Origin of the sequence: Chitinimonas sp. JJ19, from assembly GCF_036961565.1 — a bacterium.
In the GTDB taxonomy this organism is placed as follows: domain Bacteria; phylum Pseudomonadota; class Gammaproteobacteria; order Burkholderiales; family Chitinimonadaceae; genus Chitinimonas.
The window spans coordinates 1-17,549 of the sequence record NZ_JBAMDD010000007.1 but is presented as its reverse complement, the minus strand read 5'-3'; the positions used below and the strand labels follow the sequence as shown (position 1 = coordinate 17,549).

General features: G+C 60.7%; 18 protein-coding genes. 5 read left to right on the top strand and 13 right to left on the bottom strand.

Translation table 11 applies throughout. The features are described 5' to 3' along the window. Positions 1–5 precede the first annotated feature (5 nt). Positions 6–1,268, bottom strand: a complete 1,263-nt coding sequence (locus V7714_RS10225; protein ID WP_335709628.1) for a CmpA/NrtA family ABC transporter substrate-binding protein — start codon at positions 1,266–1,268, stop codon at positions 6–8. A 711-nt stretch (positions 1,269–1,979) separates the two neighbouring features. Between V7714_RS10225 and V7714_RS10220 the strand changes: the two genes are divergently transcribed. From V7714_RS10220 to V7714_RS10210, 3 genes are all read left to right on the top strand, one after another. Further along, a complete protein-coding gene (locus tag V7714_RS10220) occupies positions 1,980–2,231 on the top strand; it encodes an ACT domain-containing protein (protein WP_284194402.1) in 252 nt (83 codons plus the stop codon). A gap of 266 nt (positions 2,232–2,497) precedes the next feature. Further along, the gene (locus V7714_RS10215) at positions 2,498–3,727 is read left to right on the top strand and encodes a hypothetical protein (RefSeq protein ID WP_335709627.1); all 1,230 of its coding nucleotides are present in this window, start codon (positions 2,498–2,500) and stop codon (positions 3,725–3,727) included. 13 nt (positions 3,728–3,740) lie between these two features. Beyond that, entirely contained in the window at positions 3,741–4,163 is a 423-nt protein-coding gene (locus V7714_RS10210; protein WP_335709626.1) for a hypothetical protein, read from the top strand. A gap of 43 nt (positions 4,164–4,206) precedes the next feature. Here the strand turns inward: V7714_RS10210 and V7714_RS10205 are convergent, their stop codons facing one another. The 4 genes from V7714_RS10205 to V7714_RS10190 form a co-directional block, all read right to left on the bottom strand. Continuing rightward, positions 4,207–4,791 carry an ANTAR domain-containing response regulator gene (locus V7714_RS10205; protein ID WP_335709625.1) on the bottom strand — a complete coding sequence of 195 codons (585 nt, stop codon included), beginning with the start codon at positions 4,789–4,791 and terminating at the stop codon, positions 4,207–4,209. Positions 4,792–5,031: 240 nt separating this feature from the next. Continuing rightward, positions 5,032–5,946 carry a ribose-phosphate pyrophosphokinase gene (locus V7714_RS10200; RefSeq protein ID WP_335709624.1) on the bottom strand — a complete coding sequence of 305 codons (915 nt, stop codon included), beginning with the start codon at positions 5,944–5,946 and terminating at the stop codon, positions 5,032–5,034. Further along, positions 5,924–7,453, bottom strand: a complete 1,530-nt coding sequence (locus V7714_RS10195; protein WP_335709623.1) for a thymidine phosphorylase family protein — start codon at positions 7,451–7,453, stop codon at positions 5,924–5,926. Before V7714_RS10195 ends, V7714_RS10200 begins: the two co-directional genes overlap by 23 nt. Then, a complete protein-coding gene (locus tag V7714_RS10190) occupies positions 7,450–8,817 on the bottom strand; it encodes an MBL fold metallo-hydrolase (protein ID WP_335709622.1) in 1,368 nt (455 codons plus the stop codon). Before V7714_RS10190 ends, V7714_RS10195 begins: the two co-directional genes overlap by 4 nt. Before the next feature lie 237 nt (positions 8,818–9,054). Here V7714_RS10190 and V7714_RS10185 point away from each other — a divergent pair, with 237 nt between their 5' ends. Further along, the gene (locus V7714_RS10185) at positions 9,055–9,891 is read left to right on the top strand and encodes a universal stress protein (RefSeq protein ID WP_335709621.1); all 837 of its coding nucleotides are present in this window, start codon (positions 9,055–9,057) and stop codon (positions 9,889–9,891) included. Between the two features lie 217 nt (positions 9,892–10,108). On the opposite strand, the gene V7714_RS10180 is transcribed toward V7714_RS10185, so the two are convergent. From V7714_RS10180 to dnaX, 8 genes are all read right to left on the bottom strand, one after another. Then, positions 10,109–11,833 (bottom strand): Sel1-like repeat-containing protein kinase family protein, encoded by a 1,725-nt coding sequence (locus V7714_RS10180; protein WP_335709620.1) that lies wholly within the window; start codon positions 11,831–11,833, stop codon positions 10,109–10,111. 89 nt (positions 11,834–11,922) lie between these two features. Then, positions 11,923–12,183 carry a cell division topological specificity factor MinE gene (gene minE, locus V7714_RS10175; RefSeq protein ID WP_284194383.1) on the bottom strand — a complete coding sequence of 87 codons (261 nt, stop codon included), beginning with the start codon at positions 12,181–12,183 and terminating at the stop codon, positions 11,923–11,925. 3 nt (positions 12,184–12,186) lie between these two features. Continuing rightward, positions 12,187–12,996: a septum site-determining protein MinD gene (gene minD / locus V7714_RS10170; protein WP_284194382.1), complete on the bottom strand. Its 810-nt coding sequence runs from the start codon at positions 12,994–12,996 to the stop codon at positions 12,187–12,189. 31 nt (positions 12,997–13,027) lie between these two features. Next, complete coding sequence (gene minC, locus V7714_RS10165; RefSeq protein WP_335709619.1) at positions 13,028–13,759, bottom strand: septum site-determining protein MinC; 732 nt, start codon at positions 13,757–13,759, stop codon at positions 13,028–13,030. A 282-nt stretch (positions 13,760–14,041) separates the two neighbouring features. Further along, the gene (gene recR / locus V7714_RS10160) at positions 14,042–14,638 is read right to left on the bottom strand and encodes a recombination mediator RecR (RefSeq protein WP_335709618.1); all 597 of its coding nucleotides are present in this window, start codon (positions 14,636–14,638) and stop codon (positions 14,042–14,044) included. Next, complete coding sequence (locus tag V7714_RS10155) at positions 14,635–15,096, bottom strand: hypothetical protein (RefSeq protein WP_335709617.1); 462 nt, start codon at positions 15,094–15,096, stop codon at positions 14,635–14,637. Before V7714_RS10155 ends, recR begins: the two co-directional genes overlap by 4 nt. Positions 15,097–15,098: 2 nt before the next feature. Continuing rightward, a complete protein-coding gene (locus tag V7714_RS10150) occupies positions 15,099–15,428 on the bottom strand; it encodes a YbaB/EbfC family nucleoid-associated protein (protein WP_284194378.1) in 330 nt (109 codons plus the stop codon). A 37-nt stretch (positions 15,429–15,465) separates the two neighbouring features. Beyond that, the gene (gene dnaX / locus V7714_RS10145; RefSeq protein ID WP_335709616.1) at positions 15,466–17,259 is read right to left on the bottom strand and encodes a DNA polymerase III subunit gamma/tau; all 1,794 of its coding nucleotides are present in this window, start codon (positions 17,257–17,259) and stop codon (positions 15,466–15,468) included. A gap of 57 nt (positions 17,260–17,316) precedes the next feature. On the opposite strand from dnaX, the gene V7714_RS20625 reads away from it, so the two are divergent. Next, entirely contained in the window at positions 17,317–17,517 is a 201-nt protein-coding gene (locus V7714_RS20625; RefSeq protein ID WP_442890901.1) for an oxidoreductase-like domain-containing protein, read from the top strand. Positions 17,518–17,549: the final 32 nt, after the last annotated feature.

Sequence of the window (17,549 nt, the reverse complement as noted above, 5' to 3'; positions counted from 1 at the left end):
GCTCCTCAGGCGCGAATCTTGAAACTGGCGGCGTAGGCGGCTGGGTGCTTGCCGTCCCAAACGGTGCCGTCTATCAGCTTGGTGCTGCGCAGGGCTTCCTTGGGAACGGCGATGCCCAGTGCCCGGGCGGCATCGCTGTAGACATCGATGCGGTTGACTGCTTTGGCCACGGCCAGATAGTCGGGGTCGGTCTTAAGTAGGCCCCAGCGGCGATGCTGGGTCAGGAACCACATGCCGTCCGACAGGTAGGGGAAGTTGACCTTGCCGTCGTTGAAGAACTTCATGTAGTTCGGATCCTGCCACTTGCGCCCCAGGCCGTTGTCGTACTTGCCTTCCAGCCGCTGGTCGATGATGTCGACCGGGCAGTTGACATAGCTCTTGTCGGCTATGGTCTCGGCAACCCGCTGGCGATTGGCCATGGTGTCTATCCAGCGTGAGGCATCGAGCACTGCCATGACCAGTGCCCGGGCGGTATTGGGGTACTGGGTGACGAAGTCGGCGGTGGTCCCCAGTACCTTCTCAGGGTGGTCGGTCCAGATGTCCTGGGTGGTGGCGGCGGTGTAGCCTATGCCATCGGCCAGAGCCCGGTTGTTCCAGGGTTCGCCCACGCAGAAACCGTCCATATTGCCTACTCGCATATTGGCTACCATCTGCGGTGGTGGCACTACGATGGTCTTGACGTCCTTGAGCGGGTCTATGCCCTGGCTGGCCAGCCAGTAGTACAGCCACATGGCGTGGGTGCCCGTGGGGAAGGTCTGGGCAAAGGTGTATTCACGGGGTTCGGCCTTGACCAGACGCGCCAGGCTGGCGCCGTCTTTCACACCCTTGTCCTTGAGCTGGTTGGACAAGGTAATGGCCTGGCCATTGTTGTTCAGCGTCATCAGGACATTCATGTCCTTCCTGGGGCCGCCTATGCCCAGTTGTACGCCATAGATCAGGCCGTACAGCACATGGGCGGCGTCCAGTTCGCCGTTCACCAGCTTGTCGCGCACACCGGCCCAACTGGCTTCCTTGCTGGGTATTATCTTGATGCCATATTTCTTGTCGAAGCCCAGCACGGCGGCCATGACCACGGAGGCGCAGTCGGTGAGCGGTATGAAGCCTATCCTGACTTCGGTTTTCTCCGGTTTACCGGTCTGGCTATTGGCTGCGGCGCGCACCTGGGGCGGCACGACAGAGAGGATAGAGCCGGCACCGGCGAGGCTGAGTGTCTTCATGAAATCGCGGCGGCTGGCGGACGGTGTGCTGTTGTTTGCGGGTTGGTCCATGCTGCTTCCTTGGTCAAAACGCGGGCGCAAAAAAAACGGCGTGCCTCGACCGGTAAAACCGGTCAAAGGACGCCGTTGTCCTTGGGCCGGCAGCAAGGCTGCGCGGCCCGGAGCTATCCGCTTGCATGCAAGCTTGGGCTCCCAGTCAGACTCCCCAACGAATCTGGAGTGATCCGGTTCGACATTGAACCGGGTAACGCCTATTGCTATGCAGCAAGTGTGCCAGCGGGTATCGGTCGCCAGTTGCCGCCCGACTTTCAATGTGTATGTGCATGATATAAAACAGTAATTTTTTGTGTCTTGGCTTGCTGTCCAAGTGTTGCCACTCGGCTGTTGGGCGTAAAGGCACAGTGTCGCCGATTGCGCCATGCACCATGACGCAGCAGGCAGATTGGCGCGGTGCACCAATCCGGTTGAGGCACCTACCTTGATGGCGAAACAAGATGCTTGCCACTGCTTGCGGCTGCAGTTAGAGTGGGGGTGTCGAATCCATTTTGCATTGCAACAGCCCATGTTCCCTGTGCTTAACGCGCTGACCACTACCATGAAACGCACCATGATGATTACATCGTGGGGCGCGCTGGTGTTTGCGCGATCGGGAAGCTGAGCCAGAACCCGAACGACAAAGAATCCAGACGAAGCCCCCGAATCGAAAGATCGGGGGCTTCGTCATTTCAGACCCTATCCCCAGTCCCAGCAGGAGTAATCGAGATGGCACAGCAACTGACCTTGAACCTGGATAACAATAGCGATGCACTGGAGCGCGTGTTGCGCGTGGTGCGCCACCGTGGCTACTCGGTGCGCCGCGTGGCCGCCGAAATGCCCAAGGGCCGTGGCTATATGGACGTATGCATCGAACTGGAAAGCAGCCGTTCGGTGTTCAGCCTGGTTATGCAACTGGCCAAGCTGGCCGAGGTACGCTCATTGGCCATGCGCGGTGAAGGTGTGCGTGTGCTGCTGTAGGCGCCAGCTCCCTAACCTCGCACCGTGTCGCGAGCGGTTGGGTCGGCCCGCTGGGTTCCTTGCCTTGCCAGGTAGGGTCTGCCAGATTCCGCCTCAAAACCCTTGGCCGTTGCAATATGTGGCTTGCCTATCCGGCGCTCCTTACCTATCCCACATAGATGGCGTCGAGGTATGACGCATATATCTCACCCCTGGTCTGTGGGGTGCAAGGTAGAGAGGGCATGATGGGACGCTGGGGTCTGGTAGCGCTTGCGCTATGCAACGCAATGGCAATGCAGGTTAGGGCGGAGGCCTTGCCCGACTGGGTGAAGCTTGATGGCTTTGGCACCGTGGGCGTCTATCACGCGGATGATCCCTATGCCACCGTGCGCTCTGACATACGCTCCAGCACCGGGGCGCGCAACGAGACCCGCTTCGATGCCGACAGCCTGTTTGCCGTGCAGCTCAAGCTACGGCCGGCGGGACCATTCAACGCGGGTTTTCAGTTGATCTCGAAGAAGGAGGTCAACAGCAGCCACCGGCCCAGGGTGCAGTGGGCTTATCTGGGCTGGGAGCCCAGCAGCGAGATCAATATCAAGCTCGGTAGGGCGTTGGCACCGGTTTTCCTGATGTCGGACTACAACGACCTCTACTACGCGCAGATCAGTGCGCAGCCACCGGGACAGGTCTATTCCAATAACTCCATTACCTTCAACGATGGCGTAACCGGGCAGTGGGAGCGCCACTTTGGTGAGGGCGTGCTGGGTATAGAGGGCTATTTCGGCAAAACCCGGGTGGATGTCTCGCTAGGCGAGATTGAAGTGCCGAAGCAGGCCGGGCTCTCCGCCAAGTGGACATCCGGCCCCTTGTTGCTGCGCTTGGGTTATTCCCGGCCCAAGGGCGGGCTGAAGCCTTTTGCCGGCAATAGCGTGGACCAGTTTCTGGGCCTGGTGCGTGATGCCCAGCAATTGGGCCTGTGCAGCAATTGCAACCAGGTGTATCGCGAGCGCTTCAAGTTGACGGATGTAGTCAACAAGATGGTCAGTGTGGGTTTCAGCTGGGACGATGACACTCATGTCGTGCAAGGGGAATGGGTAAGCCGCAAATCTGATTCTGCGATCTTGAGCGGATCGGGCGGATGGTATCTGCTGGGTGCTAGGCGCATAGGCGACTTTACCCCTTATATTGTTTTGGGCAGTCTCAAGCCGATAGCCGAACCGGTTGACCTGAGGCTAACCCCGCCGCCGCAGGCAACGCCGGGCCAAATGGCGCTGCTGAGTGCGCTGGCTGCAGCCAATGCCACCAATGTGACAGGTCAGTACCACCGCGATCAACTGGCACTGGGGTTGCGCTGGGATTTCAGCAGCAATATGGCGCTCAAGCTGCAATGGGATCAATACAAGATCAAGAACCGCTTCTGGGGCAGCAGCAACAAGGTCGAGTTTCGCATGGGGCCGCAGTCCCAGTTCGATGGCAAGGTGAATACCTACACCGCCAACCTCGACTTTATCTTCTGAGCGAGAGCCGACCATGACCCGCATGCATCGTCATCTCGGTTCCATCGTCTTATGCGCCATAGGGGTGCTGGCGGCCCAGGCAGAGCCGGTGCTGGTGGCTGGCAGCAAGAGCCCTGCCGTGTCGTTTAGCCGGCAGCAGGTGCAGGATATCTATTACCTGCGTTTGAAGGAGTTCCCCGGTGGTGGTGTCATCGTGCCGTTGATGCTGGGGGCTGGGCCGGTGCGGCAGGATTTTCTGGACAAGGTGCTGAACAAGAGTGAAGCACAACTGAAAAGCCATTGGGCACGACTGAACTTCACCGGTAAGGGCGTAGCACCCCAGCAGGTTGCCAGTACTGCCGAGCTCAAGCGCCTGTTGGCGGCGAATCCCCATATGGTGGGGTATCTGGACCGGGCCGAGGCCGATGCGAGCGTGAAGATACTGTACGCGCCGTAAGCCTGGGTGGCTACCGCGCAGCCCAGGCTGCCCGACCGACAGGCTAACCCAGCAGTTCGGTCGCTTCCACCAACTGCCTGGCGACCTCGGCAAGCTTCTGCCCACGGGTCATGGCGGTCTTGCGCAGCAGCTGGTAGGCGGCATCCTCATCGATGTTGCGGCGTTTCATCAAGAGGCCCTTGGCACGGTCTATGATCTTGCGATCTAGCAATTGCTGTCGGGTATCGGCCAGCTCATTGCGCAGTTTGCGTTCTTCATCGAAGCGGGCAATGGCCACGTCCAGCACCGGCCTCAGTCGGGCCGGTGACAGCCCGTCCACCACATAGGCCGTCACGCCTGCACGTATGGCCTCCTTGATGCGGGCCTCCGAACCATCGTCGGTGAACATGACGATAGGCCGGGGGGCATCCTGGTGCATGACGGCGATATGTTCCAGCACATCGCGACTGGGGGAGTCGGTATCGACGATGACTGCATCGGGTTCCAGTCTGGCTACCACATCGGCCAGGGCAAAGGCGCTGTCGACTTCGGCAATGACCTCGAAGCCCGCAGCCAGCAATGCGTCGCGCAGCGCACCCAGCTCGCGCTCCGTATCGTCTACCAGTACCAGCCGCAGTGCTTTGTTCATGGGCTTTCTTCCAGGGTGGGAAGAATATAAAGCAAGGCTTATGCCGACTGGTGGATTTGAGTTTATTTAAACAAAATCAATGGTTTGTATTTTCTCGTTTGATGGGTGTGTGCTGTGCATGCCCCACCCTTGCACCAAGATGAGGCTGGTGACACTGATATGGCCAGTCATGGCCGGTCTTGCACCTAGGTGATGTGGCTGAGGTGATGTCGGCAGCCTATGCCATGCAGGCCGGAGGGTTCAGGCCTGTGGCAGGCAATACTGCGGGAGTGCTGCTGCAATCAGCGGCATGACATCAATGGCGTTGCTACTGTGGCTGATGGTGTTGCAGCTGACTACCCTGGCGGCGCCTGCCGCCATGAGGGCTGGCAGTGCATCGCCGCTGAGTATGGGGTGGACGGCGATGCAGATGGGGGCGGCCAGTCCGGCTTCGCGCAGGCGCTGCACGGCCGCAATCATGGTGCGGGCAGTGGAGAGGATATCGTCCAGCAGGACGGGCGTGTGCTGTGCCCAGGCGCCGGCATCGATTTCCGAGACGCTGACGTCACGATCGCCTCGGCGGGTTTTCTCCAATACCAGATAAGGTGCCCCCAGCCGTTGGGCGACTGCTGCGATCCACTGTTCACTTTCGCTATCGGGGCCGATCAGCAAGGGCTTGGTGACGGCCTGGGCAATCCAGTCTGCGATGGCAGGTGCAGCCGCCACGGCGGCACAGGGTAGCTGGAACAACGGGTCGAGGGCGTGGTTGCGATGCAGATGGGGGTCGACCGTGGCCAGGAAATCGATATGCCGCGACAGCACGCTGGCGAAGGTACGCGAGCTGATGGCCTGGCCGGGGGCAAAGCGGATGTCCTGCCGCATGTAAGCCAGATATGGCGCAACCAGGCCCACCTTGCGGGCGCCCAGGTCACGAGCGGCATCGGCGGCGAACAGCAGCGGGGCCAGCTTGCTGTCGGGGTGATCCAGCGTGCATACCAGTATCACGCAGCGATCCTGCAAGCCCTCGGGTACGGTGACCAGCGTTTCGCCATCGGGGAAGCTATGCAGCAGTACAGGGGCCGTGGGGCAGGCCAACAGCGCTGCCAGTGTCTCGCCTTGGGCTTCGTTGCCAGGCAAGGTCAGCAGGACGATATCAGTTTGATTGGGCTTGACCATGGCGGGTGTCCAGGGTGATGACGCTGGTTTGGTCGGCCGCGTAGGCCTGGGCGTAGCGTAGTTCACCCGGGGCCTCGGCATGGATGGTGAAGAGTGGCTGGCCGGCCATGACGGTATCGCCCAGCCTGACATGCAGATCCAGCCCTGCGGCTTTCGATTGTGGTGCACCCGCCAGCTTGGCAATGCGGGCCAGGGTACGGCTGTCTATGTCTTGCACCTGACCGGCTTGTACGGCCAGCACAGGCTGGGTCAGGGGGGCCTGGGGGACTTGCCGCATGCCGCCTTGGGCCTCGCAGATAGCCTGGAATTGCCGCCAGGCGTTGCCGTTATCCAGGGTGGCCGTGGCTAGCGCCATGCCTTGCCCCGGCAGGGCGGCGGCGCCCATATCCAGCAGCCTGGCGGCCAGCAGCAGGGCACGCTCGCGCAAGTCGGCAGGGGCCTGGGGGGCATTCTGCAGCACCTGCAGCACATCGCGTGCTTCCAGGGCTGGGCCGACACCACGGCCTATGGGCTGCCGGCCGTCGGTGATCATCACCTGTACATGGATACCTAGCTGCGTGCCTACCGCAAGCAATCGCGCCTGCAGCCGGGTGGCCGTCTCCAGCGTCCTGACCTTGGCAGTAGGGCCGACCGGGATATCGATCAGCACCTGATCCGATCCGGCGGCGAGCTTCTTGGAGAGGATGGAGGCCACCAACTGGCCGTCGCTGTCGAGGTCCAGCGGTCTTTCCACCTGTATCAGGATATCGTCGGCAGGGCTTAACTGCATGGCGCCACCCCAGACTACACAGCCCCCTGTTTTGCCAACCACCCGCCGTATGCCGGCAAGGTCCAGATTGACGGGCGCCAATACTTCCATGGTATCGGCCGTGCCGGCGGGCGAGGTGATGGCGCGCGACGATGTCTTGGGCATGGTCAGGCCGCAGGCCGAGACGATGGCGACCACGATGGGGGTGGTACGGTTGCCTGGCAGGCCGCCAACGCAGTGTTTGTCGACGATGGGATGGGTGCCCCAATCCAGGGTGGCGCCGGCAGCGACCATGGCGCGGGTAAGCGCAACGGTCTCATCGATGTCCAGCCGCTCACCCGCGCAAGCAGATACGAAGGCTGCCAGGTGCAGATCGGATAAACGGCCCGCAACAGTATCGTTGATGATGGCGCTGAGTTCGGCTGCTGACAGCCGCTGGCCGTAAATCTTGGCACGCAGATAACTCTCGGACTGCAGCACCGGGACATGGGAGAAGGCAAGATTATCGTGATCGTGCAGATGGAGTGCTCGTTGGGCCGATAGGCTCAGTGAGGCTTCGTCTATACCCAGCAGGTTACCTTTGACCGTATTGAGCGTGGCGATGATGCTGCGGCCATTGGCGCTGACCACCAGCCTGGCCTGCGCAGCAAACCCTTCGGAGCGGCAGATATGACAGCCGGCATTCATGTAGACCACGTATTCGTGCGCAGTGTCGATACCCAGCGGCCGAAAGCGAAGTAGGGGTAGCGGGTTGATCATGCTTCGAGCTTGATGCTTTGCAGGTAGTCGGGGACGCAGACATTCCAGTTCAGCTCAGTCGCGATGCGCTTGCGCAGGGCATCGGCGGCATCCGGCTCGCCATGGACGATGAAGGTTTGCTTGGGGGGCGTCAGAAAGCCTCGCAGCCAAGCCAGTATTTCATCGGCATCGGCGTGGGCCGAGAAGTTGGGCACGTTTTCGACACTGGCTCGGATCGGGATGTCCTCGCCAAAGATGCGGACATGGCTGGCGCCGCCCAGCATGGCGGCGCCGCGTGTTCCGCCAGCCTGGAAGCCGGAAAACACGATGGTGTTGCGCGCATCGGGTGCGAAGGCCTTGATATGGTGCAGTACCCGGCCACCGGTCGCCATACCGCTGGCCGCTAGGATGATCATGGGGCCGTGACGTCGGTTAAGCGCCTTGGATTCTTCAGGGGAGGAGACCACGGTGACGTTGCGGCACATGGCTGCGCACTGTGCCTGGGTGAGCCGGTGTTCACCCTGGTGGCGGAGGAAAATCTCGGTCGCATCGACCGCCATGGGGCTGTTCAGGAATACCGGCACCTGGGGTATCTCGCCCGATTCGCGCAGCAGGTGCAGCAGGTACATCAGATTCTGGGCGCGGCCCACGGCAAAGGTGGGGATCAACACCACGCCAGCCTGAGCGACGGTGCGGCGAATGATTTCGCCCAGCTGTACGCGAGGGTCTTCCTGCTCGTGGCTGCGGTTGCCGTAGGTGGATTCCACTAGCAGCCAGTCGGCCTGGCCGACGGTCGCTGGGGGCTTCATCACCAGATCGGCGGGGCGGCCCAGGTCTCCCGAGAACACAATGCGACCCGTGCTGGATGTCAGTTCGACGGTCGCGGCGCCCAGGATATGCCCGGCCGGCCGGAAATGCAGTTTTAGCTTAGGGTTGAGCGCAATATCCTTGCCGTAGGGGCAGGGGTGGAGTTGCTTGAGGCAGCGCTGGGCGTCCGATTCGTCATAGAGCGGCAGGGCAGGATCATGTCGGGAAGAATGGTGGCGATTGGCATAGCCTGCTTCTTCCTCCTGCAGGCGACCGCTATCGGGCAATAGCACTTCACAGAGCTCCCGCGTGGCCGAAGTGCAGTACACCGGGCCGCGATAGCCTTCGCGTACCAATAGCGGCAGGTAGCCGCTGTGGTCGAGGTGGGCATGGGTCAGTATGACGGCATCGATGCTGGCGGGATCGACCGGTAGTTGGGTCCAGTTCCGCAGCCGCAGTTGCTTCCAGCCTTGAAACAGGCCGCAGTCCACCAGCAGGCGCATCCCCTCGGCTTCCAGCAGGTATTTGGAGCCGGTAACCGTGCCGGTACCGCCGAGAAATTGCAGCTGCATGCTCATGCTTCCCCTCCTTTTGTCCGCCCATGTCCGATCACATCCTAGTATGTGACGTTGCACGGCGCGGGCCTTGATGTGCATCAAGCATGGATTGCAGTTGGCGTGGATTGCTTCCTGCTGCTTGGGAAACTAAGTTTTCTGAGGCTGCACTTGATCCCAATCAAATGCGGCAGGTCAAAACAGGCTTAAAAACGAACTTGAGCAAGGTTTTTATCTCGAATGCCACAGGAGGAACACACCATGAGCTATCGCAATATCCTGGTCCAGGTAGACAGTGGCCCACATGCTGCTGCACGCATACGCTTTGCCCTGCAACTAGCGCAAGCTCACGAAGCCCATTTGACGGGGCTGTTTGTGGCGCCTTCGCCCTATATCAATGTGATGGAACCCGGCGGCGGCGCAGGCTCGGTCTATTACGCCATACATGAGGATATTGAGCGCGCGGCGATACAGGCGCGGGAGTTGTTCGAGCGCCTGACCCAGCAGCATCCCAATCAATCGAGCTGGCATCAGCAGATCGGCGTGCCGGCTGAAGCCATCTGCCTGCATGCGCGGTATCAGGATCTGGTGGTGATGGGGCAGTATGATCCAGCCTCGCCAGCTGATGGTTTGCCACCCACGCTGCTGCAGGATGTGGCGATGGCTTGCGGCCGCCCCGTACTGGCGGTGCCGCATGCTGGCAGTTTCCCTACCCTGGACCAGCATGCCATGGTGGCCTGGAATGGCAGCCGCGAGGCTACCCGAGCCCTGACCGATGCCTTACCCTTGTTGCGCCGTGCCAAGAAGGTGACTGTGCTGATCGTCAATGCCAGCATGGACCCAGGCGTACACGGCCAGCTACCGGGTGCGGATGTGGGCTTATACCTTGCCCGCCACGGCGTGGAGGTTGAGGTGGTGAAGGACACTGCATTCAGCCGCGATATCGGTGAAGTCTTGCTGTCTGTAGCCGCCGACAGGCAGGTCGACCTGCTGGTGATGGGACTCTATGGTCACTCGCGCCTGCGTGAAATGGTGATGGGCGGTGCAAGCCGTACCATGCTGGAGGCCATGACGGTGCCGGTGCTGATGTCGCATTGAGTCGTGCAGTGAGGGCGACCCTGACTTCGCTTCCTTGGTATGCCCAGCCAGCCTTTGCTACGGGGCCTGGCTGGCGGGGAGGCAGTACGGGCTGGTTCCACAGCGCAGTAAAGCGGTGAGTGGCGCCAAACCGGTTCGTGGGGGGGCTGGCGCACCAGAGCGCGGTGGTCGGGCGAGCCACTGGCGGCTGCCGTACCACTACGCGCCTTGCACTAGCTCAGGGACTGGCCTCGGCCTCGGCCAGTTGTGTCGCAGTCAGCTGCTGCCGGACATCGGCCAGCCTTGCCCTTGCGGCGTCATCCTGCTGGGCAGCTTGTTTTAACAGGCGGTAGGCGGCGACCTTGTCCAGCGGTACGCCGCGACCAGCCAGGTGCATCAGGGCGAGGTTGTACTGGCCCGTGGCGTTGCCTTGCTCGGCCGCCAGGCGCGAATAGCGTACTGCCTCCAGGTCATCCTTCCGGACACCGCGTCCTGTCATGTACATGAAGCCCAAATAGGCCTGTGCATCGGCATGTTGTTGCTCGGCAGCCTTGCGATACCACTCTACTGCTTTGATATTGTCTGCTGCCACTCCCTGGCCTTTGCGATAGCGCAGGCCCAGCTGTGTTTGCGCAGCAGGGTCGCCTGCTTCGGCGGCACGCTGCAGTTCTGGCAAGGCTAGCCCTGCCAGTGCCGTGGTATCGGCCAGTTGGGGCGGGTTGGCGCTATTGTCGGTCAGCACGGGTGGGGCTACGTCGACGCTGGCAGTTTGTGCTGTGTCGGCTGGCGCGGGTGCTGGTTCATTGGAGCTGGCGTGCTGCTCTTTGGAGCTGAGCAGGGCGGCACCCAGGGCGGCCACGATGATCAGGCCAACACCGATACCCAGCAGTTTGCCGCGACCGCTGGGGGCTTCTGGCCGGCTGTCACGGCGCGTCATGCCTATGGGGCTGGGGGAGAATTCATCGTCCTGCAGCGGTACGGCCACAGGGCGCTGGGCCGTGCTGGGGTGCAGCACGGGTGTAGGCTGCATGGTGAACACGCCGGCTGTTTGCGGTGCTTCGGCAATGGCCAGGGCGCGCTTGTCGACCTCCAGCGCCTCGAAGGCCTTGATACAGGCATCCAGGCTGGTGAAGCCACCTTGCAATACCGGCTTTTGCATCTTTTTGATCAGCGCCGGCAGCGTTTCCTGATGCGCATCCTTGTAGTAGTCGATGCGGTGCAGCGAGATCTGCTTGAACCAATGACCCAGGGCGTACAGGTCGACACGCCAATCCAGGGTGTTGATGGCGAGGTCCGGTATCAGCACGCTGGCGTATTGATGCCGTGCCGACTCCGATAGCTCGTACCAACTGGACTTGCCGCTTTCACCCACCAGTTTGGCGTAGGTCTGCCAGTCACGCAGGATGGCATCGCGCATGGTGGGGGCAAGATAGGCGGCGTCCGGGCTGGCGAGATCGATGAACAGAGGTTTTTCAATGCGATGCTGGGCGCTGCGGGCTACACCGAAGTCGATCAGTGTCAGGCTGTCATAGTCGATCTCATGCTTGTCGTTCTGATGCAGGACGATCAGGTCCGGCCGTAAGCCGCCGTGGACGAGGCCGGCACGGCTCAGGTGGGAGAGGGCACGCAGGCTTGCCAGTACCAGTCGCACCAAGTCGCTGGAGCGCTGGAAGGGGTGTTCCAGCTCCCCCACCGGGGTGGCCAGCCAATGGGTAAGCGGGTGGCCGCTTGCCTCGCTGATCAGGGCTTGTCGGTCCAGATCGACGGCAACAAAGCGGGCTGCATGGCGTTGGTCACGCTGGAAGCCTTGCAGTATGCGGGCTTCGTGGCATAGCCAGTAATCGGCCGCTGGATAATCGGCGGACAGGCGCTTGCACCAGCGCTCGGTATCGCGCTGGCTCAGGAACTTGTCGAGTTGTATGGGCCGCTCTGGCGGTAGGTTGTCTTCTATCTTGTCGGTCATGGCGGTGGATCATGAGGCCCAGCTCTGTTGGCGGGCTTGGCGGCGATTATGGCAGCAAAAAGCCGGGTTGGAACCCGGCTTTACCATGATCAGCGTTTTGCACCTTCCGGCAAGACGATGTTGACCTCCAGAACGTCGTAGTCGTCTTGACGCTCCAAGGATACCTTGATGTCATCCTGGCCAACCGAAACATACTTGGAAATGACGGCTATCAACTCTTGCTGCAAGGCTGGCAGATAGTCTGGACCACCCCGCCCGGCGCGCTCGTGCGCCAGGATGATCTGCAGCCGCTCGCGGGCCACAGAGGCCGATTTCTTCTTGGTACCGAGCAGGTAATCGAGGAAAGACATGGATTAACCTCCGAACAGGCGCTTGAGCCAGCCTTGCTTGGGCGCTTCGATAAAGCGCAGGGGTTTATCCTCACCCAGAAAGCGGGCCACAACATCTTTATAGGCCTCGGCGACCTCGGAGCCCTCAAGGTGTACGGCGGGGGTGCCACTGTTGGATGCTTGCAACACCGACTCGGATTCCGGGATGACGCCGATCAGGGGTATGCGCAACAGGTGCTGTATGTCGTCCAGCGACAACATTTCGCCGGCATCCACACGCTTGGGGGCGTAGCGGGTGATCAGCAGGTGTGCCTTGAGTGTCTGGCCTTCCTCTGCCTTGCGTGACTTCGCATCGAGTATGCCCAGGATGCGATCGGAATCACGTACCGAGGATACTTCGGGGTTGGTGACGACCAGGGCTTCATCGGCAAAGTAGAGGGCCAGCAAGGCACCTGTCTCGATACCAGCGGGCGAGTCGCAGATGATGTAGTCGAAGCCGTCTGCGGCCATCTCCTTCAGCACTTTTTCCACGCCTTCGCGGGTAAGTGCTTCCTTGTCACGCGTTTGCGATGCAGGCAGTACGAACAGGTTATCGCAGTGCTTGTCCTTGATCAGTGCCTGCTTGAGCGAGGCTTCGCCTTGGATGACATTGATGAAGTCATAGACCACGCGACGCTCGCAACCCATGATGAGGTCGAGGTTGCGCAGGCCGACGTCAAAGTCGATTACGGCGACTTTCTTGCCGCGTAGCGCCAGGCCGGAGGCGAAGCTCGCACTGGTAGTGGTTTTACCTACTCCCCCCTTGCCGGAGGTGACGACGATGATTTTTGCCACGTTAGGTTTCCCGTGAATTTGAGTAAGGTTTTCAGTCCAGCTTCAAGGCTTCGATGACCAGTTTGTTGCCGTCGAGCCTGACTTGCGCGGCACGACCCTTGATACTTTGTGGCAGCGGCTCGTCCAAGGAGCGATACACGCCAGCTACCGAGAGCAACTCGGCTTCCATGCAATGAGTGAAGATGCGAGCCTCGCTATTGCCCCGTGCGCCGGCCAGGGCTCGGCCACGCAGGGGGGCATAGACATGGACATTGCCATCGGCGATGACCTCGGCGCCATGGCTGACCAGGGCCAGTACGATCAAGTCGCCGCCACGGGCGTAGACTTGCTGCCCGCTACGGACTGGCTTGTCTATGATCAGCGATTGCTGTGCAGGCGCGGTGGCGGGCGCTTCACGCGGTTCGGTTGGCAGATCGCGCGCAGCGGTCTCGGGCATGACTACCAAGCCTGCGTTGCTGGCTTCGCTCAGGGTGGCAGCGGCGCCGCCACGGACGGCGATAGGCTGCAAACCAGCCCGACGGAGCAGAGCGACCAAACCGGATAGATCCAGCGCGGTGGCCGTGCTGGGCCAGTCAGTCAGATCAAGGATAGCGGCATCACCCCCAAAAAAATCGCTGCGCCCGGCAAGCTTTTTCTCCAGCGCGGCATCAAGCTCGGCCAGATTGGCTGTTTTAGGGGCAAAGGCGATCAGGTTGAGCGCGGCGCTCTTGATCTCGAAGGGCGCAATACTGCGTTGGGGGGCCGGCTTGACGGAGGCGGTCATTGAAATCGCTCGGCGGCGGCGGTCAGTGGAAAAATTGATGCCGAGTTTACTCGTTTCGCGGTGCTGCGTTCAACAGATGGTGCTGTGGATAACTTTGTGGGTAAAAACACCTGATATGCACTGTCAAGCCGAACTTGCATGAGAAAAACGCCAGTTATCGAATTTTCCGTAAATTCGTCCATATGTATCAATGGCTTGTGATGGTTTTGGGTGCGGCGCTTGTGTTGTGCCGCGTTTACCCGATAGGTATGACCAGTGGATAAGTGATGGCGCATGTACTGATCAGAGCGTGCGTCTTTCCAGTAAGGCCTGGGCCAAGGTGCTGCTATCAACATGCTCCAGTTCACCCCCCGAGGGCAGGCCGCGGGCGATGCGGCTGACCCGTAGTCCCTGGGCCCGCAGAAACTCCGATAGGTAGTGGGCGGTAGCTTCGCCTTCGACGGTAAAGTTGGTGGAGAGGATGACTTCCTCCACCTTGCCATCCTGGGCGCGGGCCAGCAGCTTTTCAAAATAGATATCACCGGGCCCCACGCCATCTAGCGGCGAAAGCCGTCCCATCAGGACAAAATAGCGACCTTGGAATACCTGTGTCTGCTCCATACGCAACAGATCGGCTGGCATCTCGACGACACATAGCTGGGCTTCATTCCGCGCTGGGTCGCTGCAGAGCTCGCAGATGTCGAGCTCGGTAAAGGTATTGCAGTGCTGGCAGTGCTTGAGCTTGGTCAGAGCATCGGCCAGCGCATGGGCAAGCTCGGCTGCGCCCGCCTGATTTCGCTGCAACAAGTGGTAGGCCATGCGCTGGGCAGATTTCGGGCCAACGCCTGGCAATACCCGAAGGGCGTCAATCAGCTGATTGAGGGAGGAGGGGGTTTTCATTGGCGGTATAGCCTGCGTAGCTGTCGATGGCGCCAATTGAACAACTGACGGATGATCAGAAGGCTCAGCCAACCCGTACCGGGCAGGCGAGGGGTAAAGCGCAATTCGTCGGATAACTCGCAGCCCTGGGGCAGGGGCGTAACACGGCGGGTATGCGTCCATAGCCGCTGGCTGAGCAGCACAGAGTTTTCCTCAAAGCCATCGTGATGGATGGCGTTGAAACTGAGGTCGTCGTAATCCACCGGGATCAAGCCGAACAGCAGTAGCCAGCATCGGCCCAGGCGGGTATGCAAAGGCAACGCTTGCAGCTGCGCTGGCAACGGTGCAGGGAAGCGCATACTGAGCCAGGGGTGCAGTTCGGCGTTGACGCCTGCTGGCGTGAGCACACCGGCCAGCACCGTGCTGGCGCTGGCCGGTAGGTAGGTGCGGAACGCCAGCTGATAGCGTCCTTGCTGCATGCTTAGAAGGGCAGCTTCATGCCTGGTGGCAGATTCAGGCCTGCGGTAAAGCCTGCCATCTTTTCCTGCGAGGTTTGCTCGGCTTTGCGCAGGGCGTCGTTGAAGGCCGCAGCGATCAGGTCTTCCAGCATTTCCTTGTCGTCATCAATCACGCTCTGGTCGATGCTGATGCGACGAACCAGGTGGTGGCAGTTCATCACGATCTTGACCATGCCGGCGCCAGACTGGCCTTCGACTTCGACGTTGGCCAGCTCTTCCTGGGCCTTTTTCATGTTGTCCTGCATTTGCTGGGCTTGCTTCATCAGATTGCCCAGGCCGCCTTTGTTGAACATTGGCTACTCCTTGATACGTATGGGTGAAAGGGCGCGCTTAGAGGGGATCCGAGCGCGGCTGTATGGAATCGGGCAGAACGATGGCGCCGAAATCGGCAATCATGGTTTGCACGAAGGGATCGCTGTTGATAGCGCTGGTTGCCTCAGCCAGTCTGGCCTGCTTTTCGCGCTGCTGCATGGCTGCAGGAGTCGCTTCACTGCCACCACCTACGCTGATGCTGATATGGGCTGGCTGGCCAAAGTACTGACTTAAGGTGTGCTCCAGCCGTTCGCGATAATCGGGACCGGCGACCACCTTATGCTCATCCGGTACGATCAGTTTGAAGCGTAGGCCATCATACTCTGCCAACTGAGCATGCTGTGCCAGCATGCCTGCCTTGCCACCCAATGTTAGGCGCGTTACCAGGCTGGCCCAGTCGCCATCGAAGCTGATGGGAGCTGTCGCGGACTGGGGGGGCTGGGCGGCCACTGCTTCGTCGGGAAAAGGAGCGGGTGGCGGCGGCTCGTCTGCCGGTGCGGCATCTTGCCAAGGCGGTGTGTCGGTAACCGTAGCAGTGGGTTTGAGCGCTGCAGGCGCAGGTTCGGGTGTGGCGGCTACTTGCGCTTCGACCTTGACTGGCGGGTTTGCCGGCGTGGGTGCCGCTGCAGGTTGCTGCTGCATGGCTGGAGAGGTCTGCGTGGACGCGACACTTGCCTGCGGCGTATCCACCGCTTGGGGTTTTGCAGGGCGAGTGCCGACAGTTTTATTACTAGGCGCAAAGGCCAACATACGCAGCAGTGTCATACTCAGCCCGGCGAATTCATCGGGGGCGAGACCCAGGTCGCGTCGGCCTTGCAAGGCGATCTGGTAGTAAAGCTGGATGTCCTCAGGGGTGAACAAGCTGCTTAAAGTGTGGAGGGCCGCATGCTGAGGGTGGTCGGCTGGAATAGCGGCCGGTACGGCCAGCAGTACAGCGAGCTGGTGCAATAGCGAGGCGAGCTCCTGCAGTGCGGCATCACTGCCCACACCACGGGTGGCCAGTTGCTCGGCTGCGGCCATCAGGCCGGGGCCATCCTGCGCGGCCAGATGCTGCAGCAACTCGTGTAGATAGGATTGGTCCACGGCACCCAACATGGCGCGTACGCCGGCTTCCTCGACCTTGCCACCGCCATAGGCGATGGCTTGATCCAGCAGCGACAGGGCATCGCGCATGGAGCCGGCAGCGGCATGGCCCAGCAGGGTCAGTGCACCGGGCTCATAGCTTATGGGCTCCGCTTCCAATACATGCTGCAGGTGGCTGCTGACCTGCTGTGGCAGCATCTGCCGTAGCGAGAACTGCAAACAGCGGGACAGGACGGTAACTGGCACCTTCTGCGGATCGGTCGTGGCCAGGATGAACTTGACGTGCCCCGGCGGTTCCTCCAGTGTCTTCAGCATGGCATTGAAGGCACTCTTGGATAGCATGTGCACTTCATCGATGATGTAGACCTTGAAGCGGCCCTGCGTGGGGGCATACTGGGCGTTGTCCAGAACCTCCCGGATATTATCTATGCCGGTATTGGACGCGGCATCGATCTCCAGCAGGTCAACAAAGCGTCCTGCATCGATTTGCCGACAGGCGTCACAACTGCCACAGGGCGTGGCGGTAATGCCGGTTTCGCAGTTAAGCGATTTGGCCAGTATGCGGGCAATGGTGGTCTTGCCCACACCGCGGGTGCCAGTGAGCAGGTAGGCGTGATGCAGGCGCTGGTTTTCCAGCGCATTGCTCAGGGCCTTGACCACATGCTCCTGGCCGACCAGCGTGGCAAAGGATTTGGGTCGCCATTTGCGGGCGAGAACTTGATAGGTCATGCCGGCGATTCTAGCAGATGCGTACCGGCAGGCTGATTGAAGGAGTGCAGAAGTTACATGACTGAGACCTCACCACCACGCCAGGATGATGATCCTGAGCCACTGCCACCCATCGCGCCGGAGCCGGAAGCCTGTTGCGGCAGTGGGTGCGATCCTTGCATCTTCGATTTCTACAGCGAGGAGCTGCAGGAATATCGACTCAAGCATGCGCAATGGCTGCTACGGCAGAGTGAAAAGACGGGCACTAAACTTATATAGCAAATTTCGATCGTCACACGGCCGAACGCCCT